General features: G+C 62.8%; 18 protein-coding genes, 2 tRNA genes and 1 other RNA gene. 11 read left to right on the top strand and 10 right to left on the bottom strand.

The features are described from left to right. Positions 1-19 precede the first annotated feature (19 nt). Together AUL39_RS09620 and AUL39_RS09615 are read right to left on the bottom strand one after the other, a co-directional pair. Complete coding sequence (locus AUL39_RS09620) at positions 20-934, bottom strand: TIGR03915 family putative DNA repair protein (RefSeq protein ID WP_160327072.1); 915 nt, start codon at positions 932-934, stop codon at positions 20-22. Further along, positions 906-2,291, bottom strand: coding sequence for a putative DNA modification/repair radical SAM protein (locus tag AUL39_RS09615; protein ID WP_059055694.1), 1,386 nt, complete (start codon positions 2,289-2,291; stop codon positions 906-908). Before AUL39_RS09615 ends, AUL39_RS09620 begins: the two co-directional genes overlap by 29 nt. Before the next feature lie 275 nt (positions 2,292-2,566). Here AUL39_RS09615 and AUL39_RS09610 point away from each other — a divergent pair, with 275 nt between their 5' ends. The 3 genes from AUL39_RS09610 to AUL39_RS09600 all read left to right on the top strand — a co-directional run bounded on the left by AUL39_RS09610 (position 2,567) and on the right by AUL39_RS09600 (position 5,352). Beyond that, positions 2,567-3,817 carry an ammonium transporter gene (locus AUL39_RS09610; RefSeq protein ID WP_059055693.1) on the top strand — a complete coding sequence of 417 codons (1,251 nt, stop codon included), beginning with the start codon at positions 2,567-2,569 and terminating at the stop codon, positions 3,815-3,817. Between the two features lie 8 nt (positions 3,818-3,825). Further along, positions 3,826-4,200: a P-II family nitrogen regulator gene (locus AUL39_RS09605; RefSeq protein WP_059055691.1), complete on the top strand. Its 375-nt coding sequence runs from the start codon at positions 3,826-3,828 to the stop codon at positions 4,198-4,200. A gap of 402 nt (positions 4,201-4,602) precedes the next feature. Continuing rightward, positions 4,603-5,352: a hypothetical protein gene (locus tag AUL39_RS09600; RefSeq protein WP_153001619.1), complete on the top strand. Its 750-nt coding sequence runs from the start codon at positions 4,603-4,605 to the stop codon at positions 5,350-5,352. Positions 5,353-5,647: 295 nt separating this feature from the next. On the opposite strand, the gene rnpB is transcribed toward AUL39_RS09600, so the two are convergent. Continuing rightward, positions 5,648-6,009, bottom strand: an RNA gene (gene rnpB / locus AUL39_RS09945) — RNase P RNA component class A. A 116-nt stretch (positions 6,010-6,125) separates the two neighbouring features. Between rnpB and AUL39_RS09595 the strand changes: the two genes are divergently transcribed. Continuing rightward, positions 6,126-6,662 (top strand): PTS sugar transporter subunit IIA, encoded by a 537-nt coding sequence (locus tag AUL39_RS09595; RefSeq protein ID WP_059055687.1) that lies wholly within the window; start codon positions 6,126-6,128, stop codon positions 6,660-6,662. Next, the gene (locus AUL39_RS09590) at positions 6,659-7,315 is read left to right on the top strand and encodes an IMPACT family protein (RefSeq protein WP_082667365.1); all 657 of its coding nucleotides are present in this window, start codon (positions 6,659-6,661) and stop codon (positions 7,313-7,315) included. Before AUL39_RS09595 ends, AUL39_RS09590 begins: the two co-directional genes overlap by 4 nt. Before the next feature lie 85 nt (positions 7,316-7,400). On the opposite strand, the gene AUL39_RS09585 is transcribed toward AUL39_RS09590, so the two are convergent. The 3 genes from AUL39_RS09585 to AUL39_RS09575 form a co-directional block, all read right to left on the bottom strand. After that, positions 7,401-8,027 carry an HAD family hydrolase gene (locus AUL39_RS09585; protein WP_059055685.1) on the bottom strand — a complete coding sequence of 209 codons (627 nt, stop codon included), beginning with the start codon at positions 8,025-8,027 and terminating at the stop codon, positions 7,401-7,403. A gap of 53 nt (positions 8,028-8,080) precedes the next feature. After that, a complete protein-coding gene (locus tag AUL39_RS09580) occupies positions 8,081-9,541 on the bottom strand; it encodes a C1 family peptidase (protein ID WP_059055683.1) in 1,461 nt (486 codons plus the stop codon). A gap of 120 nt (positions 9,542-9,661) precedes the next feature. Next, entirely contained in the window at positions 9,662-11,011 is a 1,350-nt protein-coding gene (locus AUL39_RS09575; protein ID WP_059055681.1) for a C1 family peptidase, read from the bottom strand. A 235-nt stretch (positions 11,012-11,246) separates the two neighbouring features. On the opposite strand from AUL39_RS09575, the gene AUL39_RS09570 reads away from it, so the two are divergent. The 5 genes from AUL39_RS09570 (at position 11,247) to AUL39_RS09550 (ending at position 14,381) form a co-directional block, all read left to right on the top strand. Then, positions 11,247-12,047, top strand: coding sequence for an SDR family NAD(P)-dependent oxidoreductase (locus AUL39_RS09570; RefSeq protein WP_059055679.1), 801 nt, complete (start codon positions 11,247-11,249; stop codon positions 12,045-12,047). Then, positions 12,048-12,506 carry a MarR family winged helix-turn-helix transcriptional regulator gene (locus AUL39_RS09565; RefSeq protein WP_059055677.1) on the top strand — a complete coding sequence of 153 codons (459 nt, stop codon included), beginning with the start codon at positions 12,048-12,050 and terminating at the stop codon, positions 12,504-12,506. 215 nt (positions 12,507-12,721) lie between these two features. Beyond that, the gene (locus AUL39_RS09560; RefSeq protein WP_059055675.1) at positions 12,722-14,119 is read left to right on the top strand and encodes a CCA tRNA nucleotidyltransferase; all 1,398 of its coding nucleotides are present in this window, start codon (positions 12,722-12,724) and stop codon (positions 14,117-14,119) included. A gap of 90 nt (positions 14,120-14,209) precedes the next feature. Further along, positions 14,210-14,283, top strand: a tRNA-Gln gene (locus tag AUL39_RS09555). 21 nt (positions 14,284-14,304) lie between these two features. After that, positions 14,305-14,381 (top strand) — tRNA-Glu (locus AUL39_RS09550). 227 nt (positions 14,382-14,608) lie between these two features. Here the strand turns inward: AUL39_RS09550 and sdaAA are convergent. From sdaAA to AUL39_RS09530, 4 genes are all read right to left on the bottom strand, one after another. Then, on the bottom strand, positions 14,609-16,204 hold the full coding sequence (gene sdaAA, locus AUL39_RS09545) for an L-serine ammonia-lyase, iron-sulfur-dependent, subunit alpha (protein WP_059055673.1): 1,596 nt from the start codon (positions 16,202-16,204) through the stop codon (positions 14,609-14,611). A gap of 105 nt (positions 16,205-16,309) precedes the next feature. Further along, a complete protein-coding gene (gene gltX, locus AUL39_RS09540) occupies positions 16,310-17,803 on the bottom strand; it encodes a glutamate--tRNA ligase (protein ID WP_174519253.1) in 1,494 nt (497 codons plus the stop codon). A gap of 95 nt (positions 17,804-17,898) precedes the next feature. After that, on the bottom strand, positions 17,899-20,079 hold the full coding sequence (locus AUL39_RS09535; RefSeq protein WP_059055668.1) for a YhgE/Pip domain-containing protein: 2,181 nt from the start codon (positions 20,077-20,079) through the stop codon (positions 17,899-17,901). Beyond that, positions 20,076-23,051 (bottom strand): YhgE/Pip domain-containing protein, encoded by a 2,976-nt coding sequence (locus AUL39_RS09530; RefSeq protein WP_070807617.1) that lies wholly within the window; start codon positions 23,049-23,051, stop codon positions 20,076-20,078. The genes AUL39_RS09535 and AUL39_RS09530 overlap by 4 nt, the downstream gene beginning before the upstream one ends. A 321-nt stretch (positions 23,052-23,372) precedes the next feature. On the opposite strand from AUL39_RS09530, the gene AUL39_RS09525 reads away from it, so the two are divergent. Next, positions 23,373-24,092 (top strand): TetR/AcrR family transcriptional regulator, encoded by a 720-nt coding sequence (locus tag AUL39_RS09525; protein WP_070807616.1) that lies wholly within the window; start codon positions 23,373-23,375, stop codon positions 24,090-24,092. Positions 24,093-24,177: the final 85 nt, after the last annotated feature.

Below are 24,177 nucleotides of genomic sequence, written 5' to 3'. Positions count from 1 at the left end.
TCGGTGGACGACGTCCATCTCACGGCCTACCGCCCAGCTCCGGCAGTCCGTGCCAGAATCGCTTGGGCATCCAAGAGGCGCACAGGTCATACCCGCGGCTGGCGGCTCCTCTCCCCGGCAGTTCCATCGCGCGATAGAACTTCTGCCACAGCGCCTGGACCAGCCGTTCTCTCTCGTCCGTCTCGTCCACGCGTGCGGCGAGCGTGGCGGCGGTGTCCTCATCAAGGCCCACGACAGCGCAGGTGGTATCGCCTGGCTCATGAAAGATGGCAACCAGGTGCCCAGGGTCAACCACCACAAAGCGGTCCTCCCGCATCCGACGCGCAAAGTGCGTGCCAACCAGTGGCAGCGTGTTCTCGTTGGGCTCGAAGACCGAGACGAAGGTCCCATCGGGGAGGCGAGCAAAGCGCACAAACTGGCGCGTGTGCTCGCACTCCGAGGAGACGCGCTGTACCAGCTTGGCAAACGCTAGCGCTTCTGGTGCCGCAACGTCCTCATAGAGACGCTTTCCCTCCGAGAAGCCCAAACGCAGGTAGCGATGGACTATCTCGGGCATGCCACTCTCGTCAGACGCGCAGGCGAGAACAACGCGCCGTGCGCAGATGGTACCGCAGCGTTTCTCGAAGCCCGTAAACACCCGTTTGGCTAACGCCACAACAGAGTCGTCATCCCCGTCTCCAAGGGCCACGATTTTCTCGCCTATGCGTACCTGAGCCTCATCCGTGGCAACCAGCCGCACGCGATGTGGCTCAGCGTGCGCGAGGTACGTTACACCCACGGCCGCAAGCACGGATTCCGTGGTGCGCTCACAGCATACGGCAACGGTCTCGCCGCCTGCGAGCGCAGCGAACACCTCTGCCGTTGCGCGCTCGACGGTACTACCCGCCGCAGTGGACTCGCGCGTGCTAGAACAGGCTAAGTTGCCCCTCCGCATGGCGTCTGGTTGCGTTGTACTTGCTCCCTGCGGCATCGCTCACCACCTTCTGCCTGATGAGTTCCGGATCGAGCGGCGCAGAAAGGTCTCGCTTGCCGCCGCATGTCACAAAGTAGCGCGCCCGCTTGAACGCAATGCCAAGCCCCTGCAGGTCATCCACACAGAGGCGCCTGGTTCGCCTGGCTGCGAGGATGCGCCTTGCCCCAACCGGACCGATGCCAGGAACGCGAAGCAGCGTCTCGAGCGATGCATCCATGACCTCGACGGGGAATGCGTCCATGTGCGCGAGCGCCCAGGCAAGCTTTGGGTCCACGTCGAGGTCGAGCCAGGGGCGGCTGGGCGTTGCCAGCTCGTCTGGCGTGAAGGCGTAGTAGCGCATGAGCCAGTCTGCCTGGTAAAGGCGGTGCTCGCGGCGCAAGGGCACGGGCGTCTCGCGGTCTGGCAGGCGACTGTCCTCGACCATGGGCATGTATGCCGAGAAGAAGATGCGCTTGAGCCCGTAGTGGTCGTACAGCGACTTCGAGAGCTGCAGGATGTGGTTGTCGTCCTCGGGGGTGGCGCCTACGATGATCTGCGTGGACTGACCTGCCGGCACAAACTTGCGTAGCGCGTTGGGAACGGCGCTCGTGGGCCGTCCAAGCGTATAGCGCGCCCCAACCGAGGTGACTTGCATTCCCTCGGAAACATGGCTGCCCTTTTCCCTGCGCCTTCTCGCCAGTGCCTTCTTGCCGGCGGGGGAGTCGAGCAGCGCCTGCTCCTCCGCGTGGCGCGTGGTGGCTATCTGGGCCATGGGAGCCATGACGGAACGAGCGTTCTTGTCCGGGCAGAGCGAGGCGAGAGACGCCCTGCTGGAAAGCTCTAGGTTTACGGAGAGCCTGTCTGCAAGGCGTCCCAGGCGGTCCACAAGCTCTGGAGAGGAGCCAGGGATTACCTTTGCGTGTACATAGCCGTTAAAGCGAAACTCTCCGCGCAGCGCCTCCAGGCAGGCGATCATGCGCTCCGTGGTGTTGTCCGGGTTTCCCAGAACGGCTGACGAGAGGAACAAGCCCTCGATGTAGTTGCGCTTGTAGAAGTCCACCGTGAGCTCTGCCAGTTCCCGCGGCTCGAACGTTGCCCTAGGACAGCTGACTCCGCGACGGTTGACGCAATACGCGCAGTCATAGCTGCAGGCGTTTGACATGAGCACCTTAAGCAGCGTGATGCAGCGCCCGTCTGCCGAGAAGGAATGACAGAGCCCGCTTGCGCAGGCATCACCCACCATGCCCTCGCGCGGCCCGCGCGTGACGCCGGACGAAGTGCAGGCTGCGTCAAAGCGCGCGGCCTCGGCGAGAATCCCCAGCTTGGTGAGCTTGTCCATGGCACCTCCCGGGTAGTGCAATAGCAGAACGAGTGTTCTGTATTAGTTTACACTGCGGCGCTCACTAGTACAAGCGTTCTATCTAAGAACCGTTGCAATTGTCGTTTGGCTTCCCAGCAACCGCAGCCACTATTAACTCGTCCGCCCGCACAGAGCAATCCGCCTGACACGAGATGGCAAAAGTCTTCCCGAATGCTGCTGGGTGGCGACCTTTGCGGGGGCGGGTCGTCGCCACGTGACTGCGCTCTCGCCGTTGGTCTCGAATTGGGGGAGCTATGAGTGGCGCGGATACCGCCTTTGTCCTTATCTGCTCGGCATTCGTACTTTTCATGACGCCTGGCCTTGCATTTTTCTACGGAGGCCTTGGGCGACGGAAGAACGTCGTGAACAACATCCTGGCGTCTCTCTTCATTGTTGGCCTGGAGATTGTGCTCTGGATGACGGTGGGCTTCTCGCTCTCGTTTGGAAGCGACCACGCAGGTGTCATTGGAGGCTTGGACTACCTCTTCATGAGCGGGGTCAGCTCCACTGAGGCCGGGCCCTATGTCTCGTCCATCCCGTTTTTGGCCTACGCCCTCTTCCAGATGATGTTCGCCATCATCACCCCGGCTCTTATCACGGGAGCCGTTGCAGGGAGGATGCGCTTCAAGGCACTCTTCCTCTTTGTGCTGGTGTGGAGCTTCGTGGTCTACTACCCCATAGCCCACATGGTGTGGGGTCAGGGTGGCCTTCTCGCCGCGCTGGGCTCAGTCGACTTTGCCGGCGGCAACGTGGTGCACATTAGCTCGGGCGTCTCTGCGCTGGTGCTGTGCGTCGTGCTCGGCCGACGCAGCGGCTTCTCGGACGTCAACTACCGCGTTCACAACATTCCCTTGGTGGCGATAGGTGCCACGATTCTGCTCTTTGGGTGGTTTGGCTTCAACGCGGGCTCCGCGCTTGCTGCCACCGGTCTTGCTGTCCACGCCTTTGCCACCACGGCGCTCTCCGCCGCGGCAGCCGAGTTGGGCTGGATGCTCATGGACGTGATCTTCGACCGCAAGCCCACGCTCGTTGGTGCCTGCACGGGACTGGTCATTGGCCTTGTCGCCATCACGCCAGGCTGCGGGTTTGTGCCGCTGGGTGCGGCCATTCCCATTGGCTTTGTGGGAAGCGTCATCTGCTACTTCACCTGCTCCAAGATGAAGGCGCGCTTTGGCTACGACGATGCGCTTGATGCCTTTGGCTGCCATGGTATCGGAGGCGTGTGGGGCGGCATTGCCACGGGTATTTTTGCGAGCAAGGCTGTGAACCCCAATCTGCGCTGGGATGGCCTTATCTACGGCGATGCCGGGCTGTTTCTCGCCCAGCTCGCCGCCATTGCCGTAACCATTGTTCTGGCCGTTGTGGGCACGCTCGCCTGCATCCTCGTGGTGCGCGCCCTCTGCGGCGGTAGCATTCGCGTGAGCGAGCGCGAGGAGCGCGAGGGGCTTGACCTCTCGCAGCACGGCGAGCGCGCGTATCCTTCCTTTACCGGTCTCGATGACTAGGGGACAAGATGATCAAGGTTGAGGCGATCGTGCGCGAGGAGCGCATGGAGGACGTTAAAGATGCCCTGCGTGCCATCGACGTGCGCGGCATTACGGTGAGCCAGGTCATGGGGTGCGGCACGCAACTGGGCTACACGCACCGCGTGCGTGGCAGCAAGGTGGCCATGAACATGCTGCCCAAGGCCAAGTTCGAGATTGTGGTGTCAAACGAGGACTGGGCCGAGAAGACCGTTGACGCCATTGTCCGCGCCGCCTACACGGGGGAGCCGGGCGATGGGAAGGTCTTCTGGTATCCCATCGACCACGCCGTTCGTATTAGGACTGGCGAGAAGGACATCGAGGCCATCACGCCGGCGCCGCTTCCCGTGGTTGAAGAGGAGTAAGGGTGGGTGTCCGATTTCGCTTTGGAACCACACAGTTTTGGAGTGCATTGTCGGCGAGGAACACCTCAGTTTAACTGGAATTTTCTCGTTTGGTGACAGCTGTCTGTCCGCTTGCGGTATGTGGATTGAAAAGAACGTGCAAGCACGTCCTGCTACCCTCTCCGACAACCGAGGAAAGGGGATGGCATGGGGCTGTGTTTGGGATACGAGTCTGCGCTGCGATATTGGCTAACGAAGAGTGGGGACGAGTGCCTCCCTGATTGTTCGTCCGATTCGACCCTTGCTCATGCGACGGCCAACAGGAGTGATATCATCTCCGGTCCGTTGCCGTTCGACTACTCTGAGGACCGTCCTCTCCACCTGCTCGTATCGGGGAATGGCGGACGGAGGGGGACACCAGGAGTGAAGGAGCATCAGCTCTCTCCGATGCTGCCCCGAGGTTCCTTCCGGATGTTGGCCGGTGCGGTGAGGGTGGCATCTCCCGAACTTACCTATCTATTGATGGCTCAGTGCAGAGACATTCAAGAGCTTGCTGTCATTGGGTGCTATCTCTGCGGCGGTTTTTCTATCTCTGCCGAGGGAAGCGGGTATACCGGAGCGCGAGATCCCATCACAACACCTGAGGAAATCGTCGCGTTTCTCGACCTCATGCCCGGAGTCCGCGGGATTAAAAGGGCACGGCGTGCTCTTCAATACGTTGTTCCAAATACGGCTTCGCCAATCGAAACCCTCCTTGCGCTTACAAGCTCGCTTCCTCCAATGCTCGGTGGTAGGACGATGCCTCAAGTGGCTGCTAATCAGCGGATCCTTGTCCCGGAAAGACTCCAGAAGCTCATATCGGCCGATGAACTGTACGGTGACCTGTACTTCGAGTCGGTGAAGGGAGACATCGAATACGACAGCTATGACTTCCATACGGGCAGGTATCGTCTCGACCACACGAGTACGCGTCGAAATGTAATCGAAGCGGCGGGGATAAAAGTAGTTTCTGCGACGTGGGGGCAGATAAAGGAGTTCGGGCTGTACCAAGACTTTTGGTGGCTCGTTGAGAACAATTTTGGGATTAGACATAAAACATACAATGAAAAACAGCTGTTAGCACAAGAGACGCTATATTGCATGCTCACAAACCCGGAGTTTCGACTCTTCTGATGGGAGGCGTAGGGAATGCCGAGCGCCACCTCTCTGTCCAAAATTTGCGGTTGCCGGCCCCTTTTGGGCGAATCGTCGAGTACGAACACTCTAACTCTTTGCGGAACCGCAGGTAGGGAAATGGCACCAGCGGGGTGATACTAAGCGGAACCCCTATTTTTTACCGGCAACCGCAAATTTTGGGCATCTACCCCATTCGGGAGCCCCAAATCTCTGTTGCGGGATGGAGAGGACGCTCTGAAAGACTAGATTCGCTGTCCCAAGGTATTGCCAGGTGCCCAAGCTGAGTAACAAGGTGCGAAGTGGGCCTATGAGCCGGGTTCTGTCGTGGACGATCATTTATCTACGAACGCCGTTACCGGCGCCCTCTAGCGCGCAACCCGAGCGCGGTGCGGGCCACACCATAGCGCTCCTATTTGCGTTTGCTCCGGAAGGGGCTTGCCAAGCCGTCGTGTTGCCACGACGCTGGTGGTCTCTTACACCACCGTTTCAGCTTTTCTCTCACCCGCCGAGGCGGGCAGCGGGAGTCTTCTTTTCTGCGGCGCTTTCCGTCGGGTCACCCCGCCTGGCCGTTAGCCAGCTTCCTGCCCTGTGGAGCCCGGACTTTCCTCATGGCCTGCGGCAAGCCGCCGGCCTCGCGATCGTCTGGCCCACTTCGCAGGGGAGATTCTAGCACGATGGCACCCGTCGTCGTGCAGCGCAACTACAATGACGGGGTATCCTGCACAAGGTTTGGATGAATGCTGGGCGCGTTGCCCGAGGAGGTTGCTTTCATGGGAATCTTTGACAGACTCTCGCGTGGGAGGCGCGCGGCGACAGAGGTGCCTCATGCAATTGACGCCATCGCAGAACCCGGCAGCGTCCTTGCTCCTGTAGACGGTGTGGCAACGCCGCTCTCCGAGGTGTCCGATCCGGTCTTTGCACAGGGGATGCTTGGCCCCGGCATGGCAGTAAAGCCTTCTGGTGGTGTCATATATGCGCCGGTCACGGGCACAATCACTGCGGCAGTTGACACCGGGCACGCCCTTGGCATCACATCCGACGACGGTATGGAAGTACTGATTCACGTTGGCGTCGACACCGTGGAGATGCGTGGCGATGGCTTCAAGGTGCTAGTTGAGAAGGACAAACACGTTGCTGTTGGTACGCCTCTTATTGTTTTCGACCGCGAGAAGATCTGCGCCGCTGGGCATGACGATATTGTTATGACTTCAGTTACAAATGCGTCTGGCGAGGCTCTCCCCGCGGTTGCAGCTGGCGCAGACGTTCGCGCTGGCCAGCCGCTCTTCAGGCTTGGCGGTAACGCATGATGCCAGGGGAGTCATTGCGGCAGAGCTACCTCACTATCGCAAATGGCGACGAGGTCACGGGCGAGTTCGAAGACCGTCGCAGCCGCTTTATCGCGCAGCTTGCGCACGTGTCGGGCGAGGGAGAGGCAAACGCCTTCATCGAGAAGGTGCGCTCGCGCCATCACGACGCCCGCCACAACGTGCCGGCTTGGGTTCTTGCGGACGGTCGGGAGCGCTGTTCGGACGATGGCGAGCCAAGCCGCACGGCCGGGATGCCTACGCTCGAGGTGCTTCATGGTGCCGGTTTCAAGGACGTCTGTTGTGTGGTGACCCGCTACTTTGGCGGGACGCTTCTCGGGCCTGGCGGCCTTGTCCGCGCTTATACGGCGGCCACACAGGCGGCGGTAGAGGAGGCCCATTCGGCAGGCAGTATCATCGAGATGACGCTGGTGACGCGCGTAGTGGTGCAGATTCCCTATTCTGCCTACGACCGCCTCACACGCATGGTGGCAGACGCCGGCGGGCGCGTTCGCGACTCAGTCTTTGCCGAGGACGTGCAGCTTACCTGCGTTTTCCGCACGGGAGATGAGCAGGCGTTTGTCACCGCTGTGACCGAATTCGCCAACGGTGATGACATCTGCCGCGTGGGAGAGCCAGGTTTCGCCGAGCTCTAGTATGCACAAAAGCGCCCCTAGGCCTTGCGACCGAGGGGCGCTGTTGAAATCATTCGAATCGAGCGCAGAGCACTGCCAGACTGGCTCAGAACCTAAGGCCAAGCTCCTTGAGGTAGCCTTCCAGCTCGCGGGCGCTTGTGAACTGGTGCGCCTGCATGCCGGCGACCCTGGCACCTGCCACGTTGTCGGCGTTGTCGTCCACAAAGAGGCAGCTTGCTGGATCAAGGCCATAGCGCTCGCAGAGTACCAGGTAGATTGCTGGATCTGGTTTCATGATGCGCTCGAACGCCGAGACCACCCAGCCGTCCATAAGAGGGAAGGAGGGAATGCGGTCCTTCTGTCTCCAAAAGCGCGTTCCCGCGTTGGAGAGCACGTAGCAGCCATACCCCGCGGCGTGCAGACGCTCGACAAGAGCATTTGTCTCCGCAATTACTGGCTGGTGTTCGTGCCAGTGCAGCATGCACTCGTGCAGGTTGGGCCAGAGCCGCTGCGGAAGCCGCGCCTGGGCCATGCGCTCGACGGTGCTCTCACTAATGGCGCCTGCGTCGAGCAGCGGCCACGCGGGACTCGAGAAGAGCGCCGCGTCGAGTGCCGCGGCGTCCCCCTCGTTTGTGGTGAAAGCGCGCGAAAACAGCGGGCCATTGAAGTCGAGGAGCACGCCGCCCATGTCAAAGACGATGTTTCGAACGGGGGTGTCCTGCGATGTAGCCATATCTCCTCCAATGGCTCGCGCCGTTAGCATTGCGTGCGAGAAACCCCGCGGTCCTACGACCTCACGCCGAGGCCGGCGGCAACGCCGTCCCACGGCTCGACATTTACCGCCTCGGCCTTGTCCCACAGCTCGAGTACGTCTGCAGGCACAAACTTACGCATGACCGTCACGGCGCCGCCGTAGGTGCGGAACCAGTCGGCGCTCATGTAGAGGTAGCCGTCCTTGCAGGAGTCCTTGCCCCAGCTGTTCTCGACGCGCCAGGCAACGGGCTCGCCGGCATCGTCCAGCTCCACGCCCTGGAAGGTCATGGCGTGGGTGAGGGAGGTCTCGCGTACGTCGAGCATGTCCTCGCGGCTCATCTTGAGGCCAACGCCAAAGAGGCCCTCGAGGTCGAGGCCGTCGGTTGCCAGAACGCCGGGGAAGTCCTCGATGTGGCGCGGGAACTCCTGCATAACGTCGGCGTCCATGCCCACGGGCACGCCCGCCTTGAGGCTGGCGATGGCGGCCTGCTCCAGCACCTCCTGCGGCATGTTGAGGAAGCGGTTGGGGGTGCCGCCCACCATGGGCTCCTCGAGCAGGACGTGCCACGCCGTCTTCCAGGGGCGAGAGGCACCCGGCATGCAGACCAGCTGCACATAGTCATTGGGGTCGAAGGGAACATAGCGCTCGGCGAACTCGCGCGGGGTGATGCCGGGGTCGCGGAGCAGCATGCGGGTGTCCTTCTCGGCATCCTTGGCGTCTGCGGCACCTGCCTTCTCGGGAGCGTCCTCGGGGAGGATCGGCGTGAGCTTTGCAGCGTCAACCTTGGCTTTCTTGCCAACCTTGACCTCAAGGTCAAAGGTCGCGGGCGGCTCGCCCAGGCACACGGAGAGCATGCGGTAGACGTTAGCCATGCAGGCATCCTTCTTGGCCGCGAGCTCCTCGGCGCTGGCGCCTGCGCGGTGGGCACGGCGAATGTCCGCGGCGGCGCGGCGCAGCAGACGGTCGAGCTGGGCGTCCATCTCGGCGGAGCTCTTGGTGCAGGCCGTCTCGGGCATCACGTCCTTGGGGACAAGGCCCCACTTGGCGATGAGGTCCATGGCCTCAAAGTAGTAGCCGCCGTCGCTCATGCCCCACTCGAGCACGTGGTCGAGCTCTCGGTCGTTGTCCGGGCGGTCGACCAGCGCAATCACGTGGTCGAGCATGGCGTTGGCCTTCTCGAGCTTGTCGTAGAACATGCCAAACGCCTGTGAGAACTCGAAGGAGTCCACGTCGAGCAGGTCCATCGTGGCTGCGCGCGCCACGTTGAAGGCGGAGAACATCCAGCAGCGACCGCTCTGGCGCTGGTTGGTGACCTCGCCGGTGCGCTTGATGGAGACACCGTAGGTGTCGTGATAGGTGCGCATGCGCGTGTAGTCGCGTGCGGCAGCCATCACGTTCATGGAGGTCACGGCGTTCCTAGCAACGCGGTTGGCGCGCTCGGCCCCAAAGGCCGCCCCCTGCTCGCGCGCCCAGCCGGTATCAATGCTTCCCATATTGTTCCTTCCCGGTGAGGCAAGAGACTCCTTGCCTCGTTCTTAAGTTGCTGGTGAGATAGTGCTCTTGTATATCGGCAATGAGACAAAGGGACTGTCCCTTTGTCTCACGCCTTTGTCTCACGCCAGCGAGCCCATGGGGTCCCAAGGCGCGAGGACCGTGGGCTCCTCGGTCTCGTAGGTGTGGCGCTCCTCCTCGGTGAGGTACTTCTTATCAACGACGACCTGGTAGACGTACTCGTCAAACCACGCATCGGAGAGCGTGTCAAAGCCGTCGCGGCCGTGGTCCTTGCCCCAGGAGTTCTCTACCTTCCAGAGTTCGGGGTTGCCATCGGCGTCCAGACGCACGCCCTCGAGCACCATGGCGTGGGTCATGAGGCTCTCGCCGTAGTCAAGGCGCTCGGCCTTGTCCATGTTGCCCTCAACGGGGAAACCAAAGAGCGCGTCCACGTCGAGCGCGGCGGTATCCATCATGCCCTCGTCACGCAGGTAGCTCTGTGCCACATCGCACCCAAACCACACGGGCAGGTTGTCGCGCAGCTGCGCGATTGCCGCGCGCTTGAGCTCTGCGGGCGGGAGGTTAAGGTAGCGCACGCCATGGTCCTCCCACACGTTGCCCAGCCTGCTTACGGTGTAGGTGTGGCCAAAGGGCTTGTCGGCCGTGGGCGCGCTGATGAGCGAGACGTAGGCATCCACGTCCATGTCGACTGCGGTCGAGAAGAACTCCTTGGGCGTGAACGTCCCGGCAAGCACGAGCTTGTCGTCCTTGTCGCGCAGGCGCATGGGGAAGCTCGCGGGTGGCTCGCCCAGGCAGGTTGCCAGAAGATGGTAGACCTCGTCCATCATTTCCTTCTTCATGGAGCGTAGGTCGTCCATCTCGACGCCGGCCTCGTGGCTCTGGCGCAGGCGCTTCGCGGCTCCGCGCAGGTAGCGCGTGAGGTAGCGGTCCATGTCGCCAGTGTTTCTCGAGCAGGCGGTCTCGGGCATGGCCTCCTTGGGCACCACGCCGTACTTCTTCACCAGGCTGCGGAACATGTCCCACTGCCCGCCGTCGCCGATGGGGTCGGTGAGCAGGAACGACACCAGGCGACCGTCGAGCGGCTCATCAAGGGTGTCGAGGATGTTCTCGAGGAACCAGTTGCTCTTCTCGAGCTTGTCCCAGAAGAGGGGATAGGCCTGCGAGAGCTCGAAGGTCTTAAGGTTGTACTTCTTGATGACGCGATAGCGCATGGTGTTGAGGCTTGCGAACATCCAGCAGCGGCCGGAGCGCTCCTGGTTGCACCTCTCGCCCTGTGTGACCTCGATGTCGAAGCCCAGCGCGTTTGCAGCAACGCCCTCGGGGCGGCGCGCGGCGGCGCGGATGCCGTTTGCGGTGACGGCGTTCTTCGCGACGATGTTCACGCGCTCTGCCGAGAAGTTCTCGTGCGAGGCGGCGAGGTCGTCAGCGGTGATGCTGGTCAGGTCGTCCATTGTTCCTCCTAGTGACTTGTGTTTGCGCGACGTAATCCACATCGAAGCATATCACGCGCGTGTGCGTACCTGAAATTGGTACCCCGTGTGGAGCCATTCTCGACAGCTATTGTCTCGATAGTAATTGGTCATATGTATATGACTTTCTCGCATGGGTATCCTTGCACCAACGAAAGACGGCGTTGACCGCGCGTCGGCGCCAAAGTCGAGAGACCAGCATTGAGGAGGCAGTAGCATGGACAGGCTTAAGGGCAAGGTGGCGGTGGTCACGGGTTCTACCAGCGGCATTGGCATTGGGATTGCGCGGGAGTTTGCCGCCGAGGGCGCGCACGTTGTGGTGTGCGGCAGGCGAGAGGCTCGTGGCCAGGAGGTCGTGGACCAGATCGTGGCTGACGGCGGCAGCGCAAGCTTCCACAGGATGGATCTCACGGATCTCTCCACCGTGGATGCGCTTATGGCAGACACGGCGCGCGACTATGGCAGCATCGACGTCTTGGTGAACAACGCTGCGGGTGTGGGGCTCAAGGACGGCCGCGTGGACGAGATCTCGCTCGAGGACTGGGATGCGATGTTCGCCTCTGGCGTGCGCGGCACGTTCTACGCGATCAAGGCGGTCCTGCCGCACATGCGTGCCGCGGGCGGCGGCTCGATTGTGAACATTGGGTCCATGGCGTCTATCTCGGGTGACCTGGGCTCTACTGCCTACGCCTGCAGCAAGGCGGGCGTGGACATGCTCACCTCCTCCGTGGCCCTGCAGTACGGGAAGGAAAACATCCGCTGCAATTGCGTGCGACCGGGACTCATCGTGACCCCGCAGAACGAGGCGCACGTTCCGCAGCAGCTCAAGGATGTCTTTCTCAGCAACATCGAGGTCAACCGCTACGGAAGCCCCGCGGATATCGCACACGCGTGCACGTACTTCGCATCGGACGAGAGCGCCTACGTCACCGGCCAGGTTATCAACGTGGATGGTGGCTTGAACTCGCACGCCCCCACCGTGGCGCAGTTCCGCTCGGCCGGATCGAGGACCTGGTAGATGCCTGAGGGTGGACTTTGCGAGGCCGGCGTGGCTGGCGCCGGCCTCTCGCCTGCGTACCGCATGCGCGTTGCCTTCGAGGGTAAGGTTGTGGCGCCGTACCGGGATACGTATCGCGGGGAGCTTGGGCAGGCTCAGGTGGAGCTGCTGGAGCTGCTATACATGCGTGGCACCATGCGACAGCACGAGTTGGCGATTGAGCTGCGCACCTCGAAGCAGCACGTGTCGAAAATGACTGGCAGGCTGGAGCAGGTCGGCTACGTTGCGAGGAGTGTGGATGATGCTGATGCGCGGGGCCATGTTGTTGCGTTGAGCGATGCTGGCCGCGCGTACGTTGATCGACACATCGCAGAAGGCTCCAAGCGGGCGCGCGAGTTGTATTCGCACCTAAGCGATGCGGAGCGCAGGGAGCTCGACCAGGCGATGCTCACGGTTGCTCGGCTGCTTGAAAAGGCATAGAGGGTGGGCGTGCGTGCGTCGCTCTGCTCCATAACCTCACACGTGTTGTTTCTTATTTTATTATTTCTGGTGCACAACTGGGATTTTCTTGCCATTGATAAAACAAGAAACAACACGTGTGAGGTTCTTAGGCCAAACGGCAAACGGCCATTTCGCCGGCGCGCGCTATACTTCGGTGCGTAAGTAACCCAATGCCCAGAGCAGGGAGGATGCGCATGCAGACCGTGCGAGACGCGCCCGCATATCCCGTGCCGGACTATGGCCTGCGTGTCCTGCACGCACTCGAGGATGCTAGCTTTGAAGCGTGGGTTGTGGGTGGCTGGGTGCGCGACGCGCTTCTCGGCGCGCCCATGCACGACATCGACGTGACGACCTCCGCGCCCTGGCAGGAGACGGAGCGCGTGCTTCGCGCTGCCGGCATCGAGGTGCACGAGACGGGCACGGCCCACGGCACCGTGACTGCCGTTATTGATGGGCAGCCTGTTGAGGTGACCACCTATCGGGTTGAGGGCACCTACTCAGACCGTCGCCACCCAGATGAAGTTCGCTTTGTTCGCGACGTGCGAGAAGACCTGGCCCGTCGCGACTTCACGGTGAATGCCATGGCCTACCACCCGGATCGCGGACTTCTCGACCTCTTTGGCGGACGAGAAGACCTTGCGCGCGGGCTGGTGCGCGCGGTGGGGGATCCGTATCGGCGCTTCGAGGAGGACGCGCTGCGGGTGCTTCGCGCCGTGCGCTTTGCCTGCAGGCTGGGGTTTGAAGTCGAGCCGCGCACCCAGGCGGCGCTCGTGGCATGCGCCCCGGAGCTCGACGACATTGCGCGCGAGCGCGTGGGGCAGGAGATGGACGGCGTCGTTGCCTCCGGGCGCGTCTCATGGGCGCTGCGAAACGAGTTTGCCGTGCTCGCTCGTGCTGTGCCAGCGCTCATGCCCATGCGAGGCCTGGACCAGCGGAGTCCCTACCACGCCTACGACCTTCTGGAGCACACTGCTCGCGTGTGTGCCGGCGTCGAGGCGTTTGCCGGTGGCGTTCCCACGCAGGCGCTTAGGTGGGCAGCGCTTCTCCACGACGCAGGTAAGCCCATGTGCGCATCCGTTGACGAGAATGGCCGCGGGCACTTCCGCGACCACCAGCGTGCGGGTGCGGTCCTCTGTAAGGACGCGCTTCTCGGTCTGGCTCTGCCGCATGAGGTGGCAGGCCGGGCGGCGGCCCTCGTCCGGTATCATGACCGGCACCTCTCGGCATCTCCCGCGGGCGTGCGGAGACTCCTGCGGCGGCTTGACCAGGCGCGGCCCGGTGAGGCCCCCACTCTTGCGTACCAGCTACTCGACCTCCAGCGGGCCGATGCCATCGCAAAGGCTCGGCCCTACGCGCAGCGCGCGGTGGAGCTGGGCGCTTTCGAGCAGGCGCTCTCTGCGGAGCTTTTACACGGGGCTGCGTTTCGCGTGCGCGACCTTGCCGTTGGTGGGGGAGACGTGATGCGTGAGTTGGGAATAGCCCCGGGACCTGAGGTGGGCAATGCCCTCTCGGCGCTTCTTGACGACGTGATCTACGGACGAGTTGAGAACAGCCGAGAAGCCCTTCTCGCCTGGCTGCGTGAGAAAGAGTAGGCCGTCGAAAAAAAGTTTGAATTGAGGGTTGCAATACCGTGAGGTATGCCGTAAAGTATCTTCTCGCGTTGAGACAGGACAGACATTAATTGGGATGTCGTCTAGCGGTAGGACAGCGGATTCTGGTTCCGTCAACGGGAGTTCGATTCTCTCCATCCCAGCCACTGTCCCCGTCAACCGAATATGGCCCGTTCGTCTAGCGGCCTAGGACGCCGCCCTCTCAAGGCGGAGATCAGCAGTTCGAATCTGCTACGGGCTACCAAAAGGTCACAGGTCATCGGCTATGCCGGTGGCCTGTTTTCGTGTGTAGAGGTTGAGGGCTCCGGCGCTGGCGCCTTCGGCACGGCTTTGGAGATGCATGCTGCGAAAATGCGCGCTTGGGCGAGAAAAAGGGCGCCCGAGCAGCGACTTTGTACGTGATTGCTGCCAAAGCCTGCCCTTCGGCGTCAAAATGACGCCGAAGTAGCGGTTTCATGTGGGGTTGCTGCCCTACGCGCACGCGCCGCAGCCAGGGCATCCCCCGCGCGCCGTGGGCGTGGCGGCAAGGCCGCCTTCGGCTGTCTCGCGCAGCGTCGCGGGAAGTGCTGCCCCAACGGCTGCCATGGCATCGACCACCTCGTCGAACGGAATGGGGCATCCCACCCCAGAGAGCGCCAGCTGTGCCGAGCTCATCGCGCATGCAACGCCCATTGCGTTTCTCGCCTGGCAGGGAAACTCCACCATGCCTCCCACGGGGTCGCATACCAGCCCCAGCGTGTTCGCAATCGCAAGCGAGGCGGCATCCAGACACTGTGCGGGCGTGCCGCCGAGAAGCTCCACCAGCGCGCTTGCTGCCATGGCGGAGGCCGTGCCTACCTCGGCCTGGCAGCCGCCCTCGGCGCCGGCGACCGTCGCGTTGGTGGAGATGAGCGCACCCACGGCCGACGCGTTCCACAGCGCACGCCGAATGGCGGCGTCCTCGGCGCCCGTGGCCTCTGCGCAGGCGAGAAGTGCCCCGGGCACTACGCCCGCGCTCCCGGCCGTGGGGGCAGCCACAATGACGCCCATCGTGGCCGATCGCTCAAGCGTTGCCATGGCAAACGCCGTTGCCCGCGTGAGCGTGGTCCCCAGCAGCGCCCCTGCAAGGCCGCCCTTGCCGCATGACGCAACGCTTGCAGCCTGCCCGCCGAGAAGCCCTCCCAGCGAAGCCTTGGGCCGCGTGATGGCTTCTGTTGTCTCACTGCGCATGACCTCAAGCACGTGGGCCATGGCGGCGTCGGGCGAGAAGGTGCCGGCCGCATCGCCAGTCAGCTCCACCTCGCGCGCACGCATGAGCTCGCCAATCGAGAGCTGTCGCGCGCCGCAGGCAGCAAGCAACTGCGACCCGCTCGCAAACGAGAGACCCGACTCCACGGGAGCGCTCGCGCCGGCCGCGCCGGGAACGTTTACCTGCGAGGCAAACTCAACGTGCTCGTTTGCGCCGAGAAGCTCGAGGAGGCGTGCCCCCACGGGCTCGTCCACCTCGAAGACCGTGTACGCCTTGCCGCCGCGCTCCTCCCGGAAGGTGCTCATGGTGGCTATGTTCACGTTTGCTGTCGAGAGCGTCCGCGTGAGCGCCGCGAGTACCCCGGGCAGGTCGCGGTGCTCTACGAAGATGGTGGGCATGTCTCCGGCGATGCTCACGCGAACGCCGTCGATGCTGCTCACGCGTACGCGGCCGCCGCCAAGCGACTCTCCGGTGACCGAGATGGACGAGCCGCCCTCGCACTCCATGCGAATCTCGACGGTGTTGGGGTGAAGCCCCTCGTCACGGCCGCCCTCGGTGATGGTGAAGCCAAGGCCCGCCTCCCGCGCCAGCTCGAAGGAGCGCCTCACTCGAATGTCTGCCGGTCCAAGCCCCAGAATGCCCGCGACGAGTGCGCGGTCGGTCCCGTGGCCAAGGTGCGTGCGCGAGAACGAGTTGTACAGGACAAAGTCCACGTGGCGGATGGGCGCGGGCGCAAGCGAGCGCGCTACCAGCGCGATTCTCAGCGCACCTGCGGTGTGTGAGGAGGACGGACCCACCATGATGGGGCCAAGCACCTCGAACGCTGACATCGTGACCATTGTCGCTCCTCTCGTCTCGAACCCACTCTTGCCCACGTATCGCCGCCGGCAGCGGCGCCGATAAGAGCGCGCCCGGGGCGAGCGATCGCTCCGGGCGCACAGGTCCTACTCTGCTGCGATGCCCTCCGCGCGCCTGAGCCGCGCGAGCGTGCAGTCACGCCCGAGAAGCTCGAGTGACTCGCCCAGCGGGGGCGAGACCTGGTTGCCGCAGGCGGCCACGCGCACGGCCCCAAAGAACTTGCGCTTCGAGACGCCAAGCTTCTCCGGCAGTGCCTCGAGCGCGGCGTTGATGGCGTCGGCGTGCCAGGCGTCGTCACCGAGTGCCTCAAGCGCCTCGGTCGCGGCCGTCACAAAGCCGCGAGCCCCGGCCTTGGCCAGGTTCTTCTCGACGGACTTCTCGTCCAGCTCGACCTCGTTGCCCTGGTAGAGGAAGCGCGCCTTTTCGACCACGTCCGGAGCTACCACGGTGCGGGGCTTCAGGATGGAGGAGAGCAGGTCGTACCAGGCGTCGTCGTGCGCAAGGTCGCCCTCGGCCGGCTCGAGCCCGGCGGCGCGAAGCTCCGGCACAAGCACGCGCTCGGAGAACTCGCGGTCGCTCATGGCCAGGTAGTAGGCCTGGTTGATGGCGTCGAGCTTCTTGGGGTCAAAGGTCGAGGGGTTCTTCGAGACATGGTCGAGCGAGAACTCGCGCGCCAACACATCGCGCGGCACGATGGTAGTCTCGCCGTCGAGCGACCAGCCGAGAAGCGCCAGGTAGTTCACGAAGGCGTCGGAGAGATACCCGGCGTCGCGGTACTCCTCGACCGAGGTCGCGCCGTGGCGCTTGGAGAGCTTCTTGCCGTCTGGCCCCAGAATCATCGAGATGTGCGCGAAGGTGGGCACAGGCGCGCCCAGGGCCTCGTAGACCATGATCTGGCGCGGCGTGTTGGAAAGGTGGTCATCGCCGCGGATGACGTGCGTGATGCCCATCATGGCGTCGTCCACCACGGTGGCAAAGTTGTAGGTGGGGGTGCCGTCGGAGCGGAAGATGATGAAGTCGTCCAGCTCGCGGGCGTTGAAGGTCACGTCGCCGTGGACCGCGTCGTGCACCACCACGTCGCCACGATCGAGAGGGACCTTGATGCGCAGGGTGTAGGGCTCGCCGGCGTCGATGCGGCGCTTGGCCTCGGCGGGGTCGATGTCGCGGCAGGTGCGCTGGTAGCCCTGGAAGGGGTCGTGGCGCGCCTCGGCGGCAGCCTTGTCGGCCGCGAGCTTCTCAGGCGTGCAGAAGCACGGGTAGGCCTTGCCCTCGTCCCACAGGCGCTGCGCCGCGTCGCGGTAGAGCTGCATGCGGTCGGTCTGGCGGTAGGGGCCAAAGTCGCCGCCCACCTCCGGACCCTCGTCCCAGTCGAGGCCCAGCCAGCGCATGGCACGCAGGATGATCTGGGTGTTCTCCTCGGTCGAGCGGGTTGGGTCCGTGTCGTCGATGCGCAGGATGAAGGTGCCGTGGTTCGCGCGGGCAAATGCCCAGTTGTAGATTGCGGTGCGAGCCCCGCCCACGTGGAGCTTTCCGGTGGGGGAGGGCGCGAAGCGCACGCGCACGTGTCTGTTGTCTGTCAAGATGGTGCCTCTCGTTAGTCTCTTGCTGCCGTGCATTCAGCGTTCAAGTATAAGACGCAGCCGCCCGTTGTGTGCCTCGCGGCCGCATCCGTTCCCTACATGATCTTTGTGGACTCGAGCTTCTCGATGATCCAGTTGTTGAGACGCACGACCGGCTTGCGCAGCAGTAGCCCCAGGATGAGCGAGAGCACCACGTAGATGCCCAGGATGAACATCTCAAACGCCCAGGTGAAGCCATAGAACCCACCTATGCACTCGTGCAAGGTGGCAATCCCGTGCACAAAGGGAAGCGTGGGATAGAAGGTCTGGAATGCCTTGGGCAACATCTCCACCGGGAAGGTGCCGCCAGAGCCCGCCACCTGAATCACCAGCAGGAACACGCAGATGGCCTTGCCCACGTCGCCAAACGAGACCGTGAACGCGTACATGATGTTCACGAAGACCACCGACATGAGGCAGCACGTAAGCACAAACACCACCATGTCGACGCACTGCACACCCAGGTAGAAGAGGTCACCAAACGAGACGAGCAGCGCCTGGAGAATGCCCAGCAGGTCAAAGAGGAGAAGCCTCCCCAGGTAGGCGTGGCGCGGACGGGCATCCGCCTGGGCAAGCTCGGCGTCCGAGACCTGCACCTTGAGCATGGCGACAAGGACGACGGCGCCCACCCACAGCGCAAGCGTGGTGTAGAAGCCGGCCATGGCCGAGCCGGTGTTGGCAATGGGGTAGATCGCCACGCGGTCGAGTCCCACAGGCTGTGAGAGGAAGGTGGCAAGGTCGCTGGGGTTTGCCGAGAGGATCTGGCGCACCTGCTGCGCGTCGCCGGACTCAAGCGCCGCGGTGAGGCGCGAGGAGAGGTCGTCGAGGTCATCGGCCATGCCGTTGACCTGCTCGGCGGAGGAGTCGAGCAGGTTCTTCATGTCCGCGAGGTTGCCGGAAGTGAGAGACGCCGCCTCGCTCACGTCGCTCACGGTGTTCTCGAGTTTGATCGAGACCGTGTTGGCCGCAGTGGATGCGGTGTCGATAGAGTTGGCAAGGTCCGAGAGCTGCGTACGCAGGTCGGAGTCAAAGCTGCTCTTTGCGTCCTCGATCTCCTGAGCGTCCTGCTGGATGAGGGCCTTGACGTCCTCGTGGTCCTTCTCGGCGTCGCTCACGCCGTTCTCGAGGTTGGTCGCCGAGGTGCGCAGGCGCTCTGCCATCGCACGCTGCGTGGAGATGACACCCTCCACGCGCGAGATTGTGGGGTCGAGGAGCGATTTCATGTCCTCGGGGAGTAGCTCCTGGAGCGACTTGAGGCTGTCGTCAAGCTCTTGGTAGGCATCGGCGTGCGCGTCGATGCGCGTCGCGATGTCGCGGAGCTTGGCCGCGCCATCCGAGGCGTCTGTCTTCGCAGTGTCAAAGGCGGTATCCACCGCGTCAGAGACGGAGTCGAAACTCTTCTTGCTTGTGGAGAGCGCCTCGTCAATGGCGGCGGTTGCGGTGTCCACGGAGTCTCCCACCTTGCGCACGCCCTGGGCGGACTCAGCCAGCGCGTCTCGCACGTCCTGGGTAGAGGAGTCCGTCCCCGAGAGCAGGGTGGAGGAGGAGTCGATGATCGACCCGGCCGAGGAAAGCAGGCTCGAGTAGACGCCCATGTGCGCCGAGACGGTGCGCAGGTCGGTTGAGGCCCGCGAGATGGCGTCGCTCAGGTTTTTGCTGATATCCATGAGCTGGTCGTCGCTCACGTAGCCAGAGATCTCGGAGAGGGCGCCCGCGCCCATCTCGCCCAGGCTCTGTGCAAAGTCGGTTTGGATGCTGTTCTTCACGGATGTCGCGGCCTTGTCGGTCACGATGGGCGCGATGGCGTTCTCCTTCTGGTTGCTGTAGTAGACAATGGTCGCCTGCTGGATGTCGTCAGAGAAGACCGTGAGCATGTCCTTGGTGAAGTCCTCGGGAATCACGATTGCCGCATAGTACTTGCCACTACGCACACCCTCGACGGCATCGTCCTCGGTTGTGACCACGTAGCCGATGGTCGTCTTCTGTGAGAGGTCCGATGCCACGCGCTCGCCGAGGTTTATCTTCACGGGGATGGTGTCGCTCTGGTAGCCCTCGTCGCTGTTGGCGACGGCCACCTTGAGGTTGCCAGTGTTGCCGTAGGGATCCCAGCTGCCTGCGATGTTGAACCACGCGTAGAGCGACGGAATGACCACGAGGCCAATGCACACGATAAGTGCGATGATGTTCTTGGTGGCGTGCTTTACGTCAAGGCAGAAGATGCGCCAAATCCTTCTCATGCGCGGTCTCCCCTCTTGCCGTGCTTGTGCTTGCGGTCCTTGTCCTTGCGCTTCTTGTCGCGGTCCTTCTTCTTGTCTTTCTTGCGCTTCTTGTCCTTGTCGTGCTTCTTGTGGCCGTGGTGGTCCTTCTTGGCCTTGTGGTCCTCTGGCGCGTCAACGTCGGCGGGGGTCGCCTCTGCCGAGACGGGCTCTGGCTCCTCGGCTGCGGGCGCTGTCACAATGCCGCCGCGCACGATAGTTGGCACCTCCACCTCGGGCTCGGCATCGCGTTCGTTGATGAGGTGCCTCAACACGAGCGTTGTCTGGGCACCGACCGCATCCTCGGCGGCGTTGGCATCGGTGTCAGGCGTGGCGTCCGACGTCATTCTCGCCTGCGCCTCGGCAACCACGTTGCTCACGCGCTGGCGTAGCCGCTCGATGGGCGAGGAGAAGTACTCGCGGTCAAGCTGGTCGCCAAGGAGCTGGTACATCTCGTCCTTGGAGAGGTCAACCATGGCGGTCTTGCGGTTGAGCGACTCGTGGAAGTACTCGATGATGATGAGCGCCGTGCACAGAAGCACCAGGCAGACTATCCACACGATGAACCAGGGGAGCTTGTTGCTCACGGAGAACATGACCACCGAGAGACCCAGCGGCAACGCCAGCAGCAGCACAAAGCCCACCCTAATGAGGCGCGGGTAGGCGGCGTTGAACCTTGCTGCCCGCTGCACGATCTGCGCGCGGTACTCGTCATTGTGCATGAGGGCCTTGATGAGCGAGGAGAGCCGGTAGTGCTCGACCTCGATGCCGTCGCGCTCGCAGATCATGAGGTCCGTCTCGGCCAGCTTCTTGTCGAAGAGCGAGTTGATGTTCAGGAGGTGGCGCCGCCAGCCAACGCCAATGAGCAGGGCCGGAATCACAAAGAGCAGCAGCATGAAGATGTTCTGGCCAAAGTAGTTGCCATAGTAGCCGGCGATGGTCTCGCGCATGGCGCGGATGCCGTAGGTGAAGGGCAGCCACGGGTTAAGCGCGCGGAAGAAGCCCGGCATCATCTCGATGGGGTAGGTGCCCGAGGAGCCCGGGATCTGCAAGATCACGAGAAGGACGCAGAGCGCCTTGCCAATGTGCTTGAACGCCACGGCAAAGGCAAAGATGATGTTCACGTAGACAAAGGACTGGACCACGCCCGCGAGGATGAACGCCTTGGGGTCGAGGCACTGGATGCCAATCACAAGGTCGCCTACCGTGCAGATGACGCCCTGAAGCACGCCAAGCAGCAGGAAGAGCAGCAGGCGGCCAAAGTAGCCCTGCCAGGGTGCAAACCCGCCCTCGATGCCCTCGTCGTCCACCTCGGCCTTGTAGATGGCGATGAGGACAAAGCCGCCCACCCACAGAGCGAGGTTGGTGTAGAAGGGCGCCACGCCCGAGCCGTAGTTCGAAACCGGGAAGACCGCCTCCTCGTCCAGCTGGACGGGGGAGGACATGAACGATGCGATGCCGTTGGCGTCAAGGTTGAGGAGTTCGTTCACGCGGTCCATGGCCTCAGAGCTCTGGATTGCCGAGAGGTCCGTGGCCACGCTGTCGAGGGTGGAGGACATGTCGTTCAGGGACTCGGTGGTGACCGAGAGGGCGGTCGAGGTCTGCTCGAGCGTGTCGTCGAGCTGCTCGAGCACCGCCTTTGTCTGCGCGATGGTGGGAGAGAGCCCACCGAGGGACCCCGAGAGGCTTTGCGCTGCGCCGGAGAAGTTGTCAAGCGCGCCATAGAGCTCCGGCAGCGTGTTCTGGTTGAACGAGGAGTTGACGCCCGAAAGCGACGTGGTGCCGGTCTGGATGGCGTCGTTCACGGACGAGGAGAGCCCGGCTACGGCGTCGTTGGTGGCGCCGATGTCGCTCGTCGTGCGAGAGAGGTCGTCGACGGTTGCCTGTTCCTTGTCCACCTGTGCGCTGATCTTGGCCACGGCAGCATCAAAGGAGGGGCGCACAGACTCGGGGATGGAGGACGAGAGACCCTGGAGCTCCTGCACCAACTGGCGGTTCTGGTTTACGAGCGACTGGGCAGTTGCGAGCGCGCCCTCTGCTGTGCCCTGGGCCTGACCAATCTTGCCGGAGACGCGTCCTATCGCCTGGTTGGTGGTACCCGAGATGGACGAGAGACGCGTGGAGCCATCGGACACCGCGCTGGCAACAGAGGTCGCAAGCGACGTCGCGTCGTCGCGCGAGGTGAAGAGGACGCCCGTCGCGTCTGCGAGGCTTCCGCTTGCGTTGGTGGAAATGCGGTCAAGCTCGTCAAGGGTGGCTTCTGCGTCCTCGATGGTCTGGCGGGCCGCTGCCACGGTGTCCTGGGCATCGGACATGCTCGTGGAGAGGTCGTCCACCGTTCCCATCACGCCCCGCACGCGGCCCACGATGCTCGTGGTGGCACTGTCGGCATCGCCCTTTGAAGAGACGATGAGGTCCTGGAGCTTGCCCACCACCACGTTCGAGACGGTCGAGACGAATGTCTCGTTGATCTGGGTCTCGACGGTGGAGGCACCGGTGTCTGTGACCTTAGGAGCGATGGGGTTGACCTTCTCGTTTACGTAGTAGGTGAGGTCGGGGGAGACCAGGTCTCCCGTGAGGACCGAGGTGAGGTCTTGCGTGAAGTCGGCAGGAATCACAATGGCGGCGTACGAGCGACCCGAGCGCACCTCCTCGAGTGCGGTGTCCTCGTCGAGAAAGACCCACTTGAGCTGGGTGTTCTTGCCCAGCTCCTCAACGACCATGTCGCCGGCATTAATGAACCCCAAGTCTCCGCCGGCATCGGCCCCTTCGTCCAGGTTCACCACGGCAACGCGAACGTCTTGGGTGTTCTCGTAGGGATCCCAGTTGGCCATGATGTTGAACCAGGCGTAGAGCGATGGAATAACGCAGACGCCCAGCGTAACGATAACCGCCACGGGATTGCGCAGTATCCTCTTCAGGTCGCGCCAGAAGATTCGAATTACTTTGCCCATGCTCCTCCGCCGTGGGTTGTGGCCTCTCGGTGCGCAGGTTTTTACTCCCACGCGTTTGGAAAGATGCGTTCGGCTTCAATCATATATTTCTACACCTGTTGGTATCCCGTGGAAGGGATTTTTAGACCTCACAGGCAGTTTTTTTGAAAACTGCTCAAAAATCCTGACCCAGATGGTAGAATCTCGTCGTCGTACACGAGTCTGCGAGGCGCGAAGTGGGGCGCAAACTGCATGAGTCTGCTTGACGAGAAAATGACGTCTGAGCTGGCCAATAGCCTGAAGAAAGCAAGTGGGGCGGCGCGTACGTCGCTTGAGGAAACAGTGACCCGACAGACCACCAGGCTGCGCAGCAGCACCAAGACGCGCAAGAGCGCCGCAACACGCGAGCGCATCATGGCTGCCGCAACCTCACTCATGGTCGAGCGCGGTAACACTGACTTCCAGATGAGCGAGGTCTCCTCTCGCTGCAAGATGTCCAAGGGCGCCCTCTATTACTACTTCGCGGACAAGGACGCGCTGGTCGAGGCCATCTTTGACCGCTCCATCGATGAGCTTGTCGACTCTGTTGAGGGTGCCGTTGCCGGCGCCTCCTCTGCGCTCGAGGCGCTCGTGAGTCTCACGCGCGAGCTCACGTGCCGCATGAGCGTGGGAAGCCCGCTTGCGCTGGCCATGACCCGCGAGGTCATCGACGCCAACAACAACGTGCTTCCCTCCATGGAGACGCACTTCGCGCGCATCATCTCTATCATCAGTGCGCAGCTTGACCGCGCCAAGGGCGAGGGCATGGTGCGCGAGGGCGTGAACAGCCGCCTTGGTGCCGTTACCATCTCTGGCGCGTTCATCTTTGCCGCCCTCGAGGTGGCAAGCCTTGGCGAGGACGCGCCCACGGGCGACAAGCTCGCCCGTTCCCTCATCGACATCGCGCTCAACGGCATGGGCACCGAGGCCGCCCACACGGCCCTCGCTGCTGCCGGATGTGGTTCCTCGTTGGCTGCGCAAGAGTCCGAGAAGACTGCGCCTCAGCTGTCCGAACAGGGGTGACGAGACGCAGCCAGCGCGCTACCCTTGTGCGGGCGATCTTCTCGCCCAGGCGATGAGCCGTTGCACCTCTCAGTCATAGTCGAGC

The sequence above is a fragment of the Tractidigestivibacter scatoligenes genome, from assembly GCF_001494635.1.
GTDB lineage: Bacteria > Actinomycetota > Coriobacteriia > Coriobacteriales > Atopobiaceae > Tractidigestivibacter > Tractidigestivibacter scatoligenes.
This window is presented reverse-complemented; position numbering and strand designations above follow the sequence as displayed.

Bases quoted from the DNA above. Each gene is read 5' to 3' on its own strand.
- AUL39_RS09620 (WP_160327072.1), bottom strand. From the start codon at position 934: ATGCGGAGGGGCAACTTAGCCTGTTCTAGCACGCGCGAGTCCACTGCG.
- AUL39_RS09615 (WP_059055694.1), bottom strand. From the start codon at position 2,291: ATGGACAAGCTCACCAAGCTGGGGATTCTCGCCGAGGCCGCGCGCTTT.
- AUL39_RS09610 (WP_059055693.1), top strand. From the start codon at position 2,567: ATGAGTGGCGCGGATACCGCCTTTGTCCTTATCTGCTCGGCATTCGTA.
- AUL39_RS09605 (WP_059055691.1), top strand. From the start codon at position 3,826: ATGATCAAGGTTGAGGCGATCGTGCGCGAGGAGCGCATGGAGGACGTT.
- AUL39_RS09595 (WP_059055687.1), top strand. From the start codon at position 6,126: ATGGGAATCTTTGACAGACTCTCGCGTGGGAGGCGCGCGGCGACAGAG.
- AUL39_RS09590 (WP_082667365.1), top strand. From the start codon at position 6,659: ATGATGCCAGGGGAGTCATTGCGGCAGAGCTACCTCACTATCGCAAAT.
- AUL39_RS09585 (WP_059055685.1), bottom strand. From the start codon at position 8,027: ATGGCTACATCGCAGGACACCCCCGTTCGAAACATCGTCTTTGACATG.
- AUL39_RS09580 (WP_059055683.1), bottom strand. From the start codon at position 9,541: ATGGGAAGCATTGATACCGGCTGGGCGCGCGAGCAGGGGGCGGCCTTT.
- AUL39_RS09575 (WP_059055681.1), bottom strand. From the start codon at position 11,011: ATGGACGACCTGACCAGCATCACCGCTGACGACCTCGCCGCCTCGCAC.
- AUL39_RS09570 (WP_059055679.1), top strand. From the start codon at position 11,247: ATGGACAGGCTTAAGGGCAAGGTGGCGGTGGTCACGGGTTCTACCAGC.
- AUL39_RS09565 (WP_059055677.1), top strand. From the start codon at position 12,048: ATGCCTGAGGGTGGACTTTGCGAGGCCGGCGTGGCTGGCGCCGGCCTC.
- AUL39_RS09560 (WP_059055675.1), top strand. From the start codon at position 12,722: ATGCAGACCGTGCGAGACGCGCCCGCATATCCCGTGCCGGACTATGGC.
- sdaAA (WP_059055673.1), bottom strand. From the start codon at position 16,204: ATGGTCACGATGTCAGCGTTCGAGGTGCTTGGCCCCATCATGGTGGGT.
- AUL39_RS09535 (WP_059055668.1), bottom strand. From the start codon at position 20,079: ATGAGAAGGATTTGGCGCATCTTCTGCCTTGACGTAAAGCACGCCACC.
- AUL39_RS09530 (WP_070807617.1), bottom strand. From the start codon at position 23,051: ATGGGCAAAGTAATTCGAATCTTCTGGCGCGACCTGAAGAGGATACTG.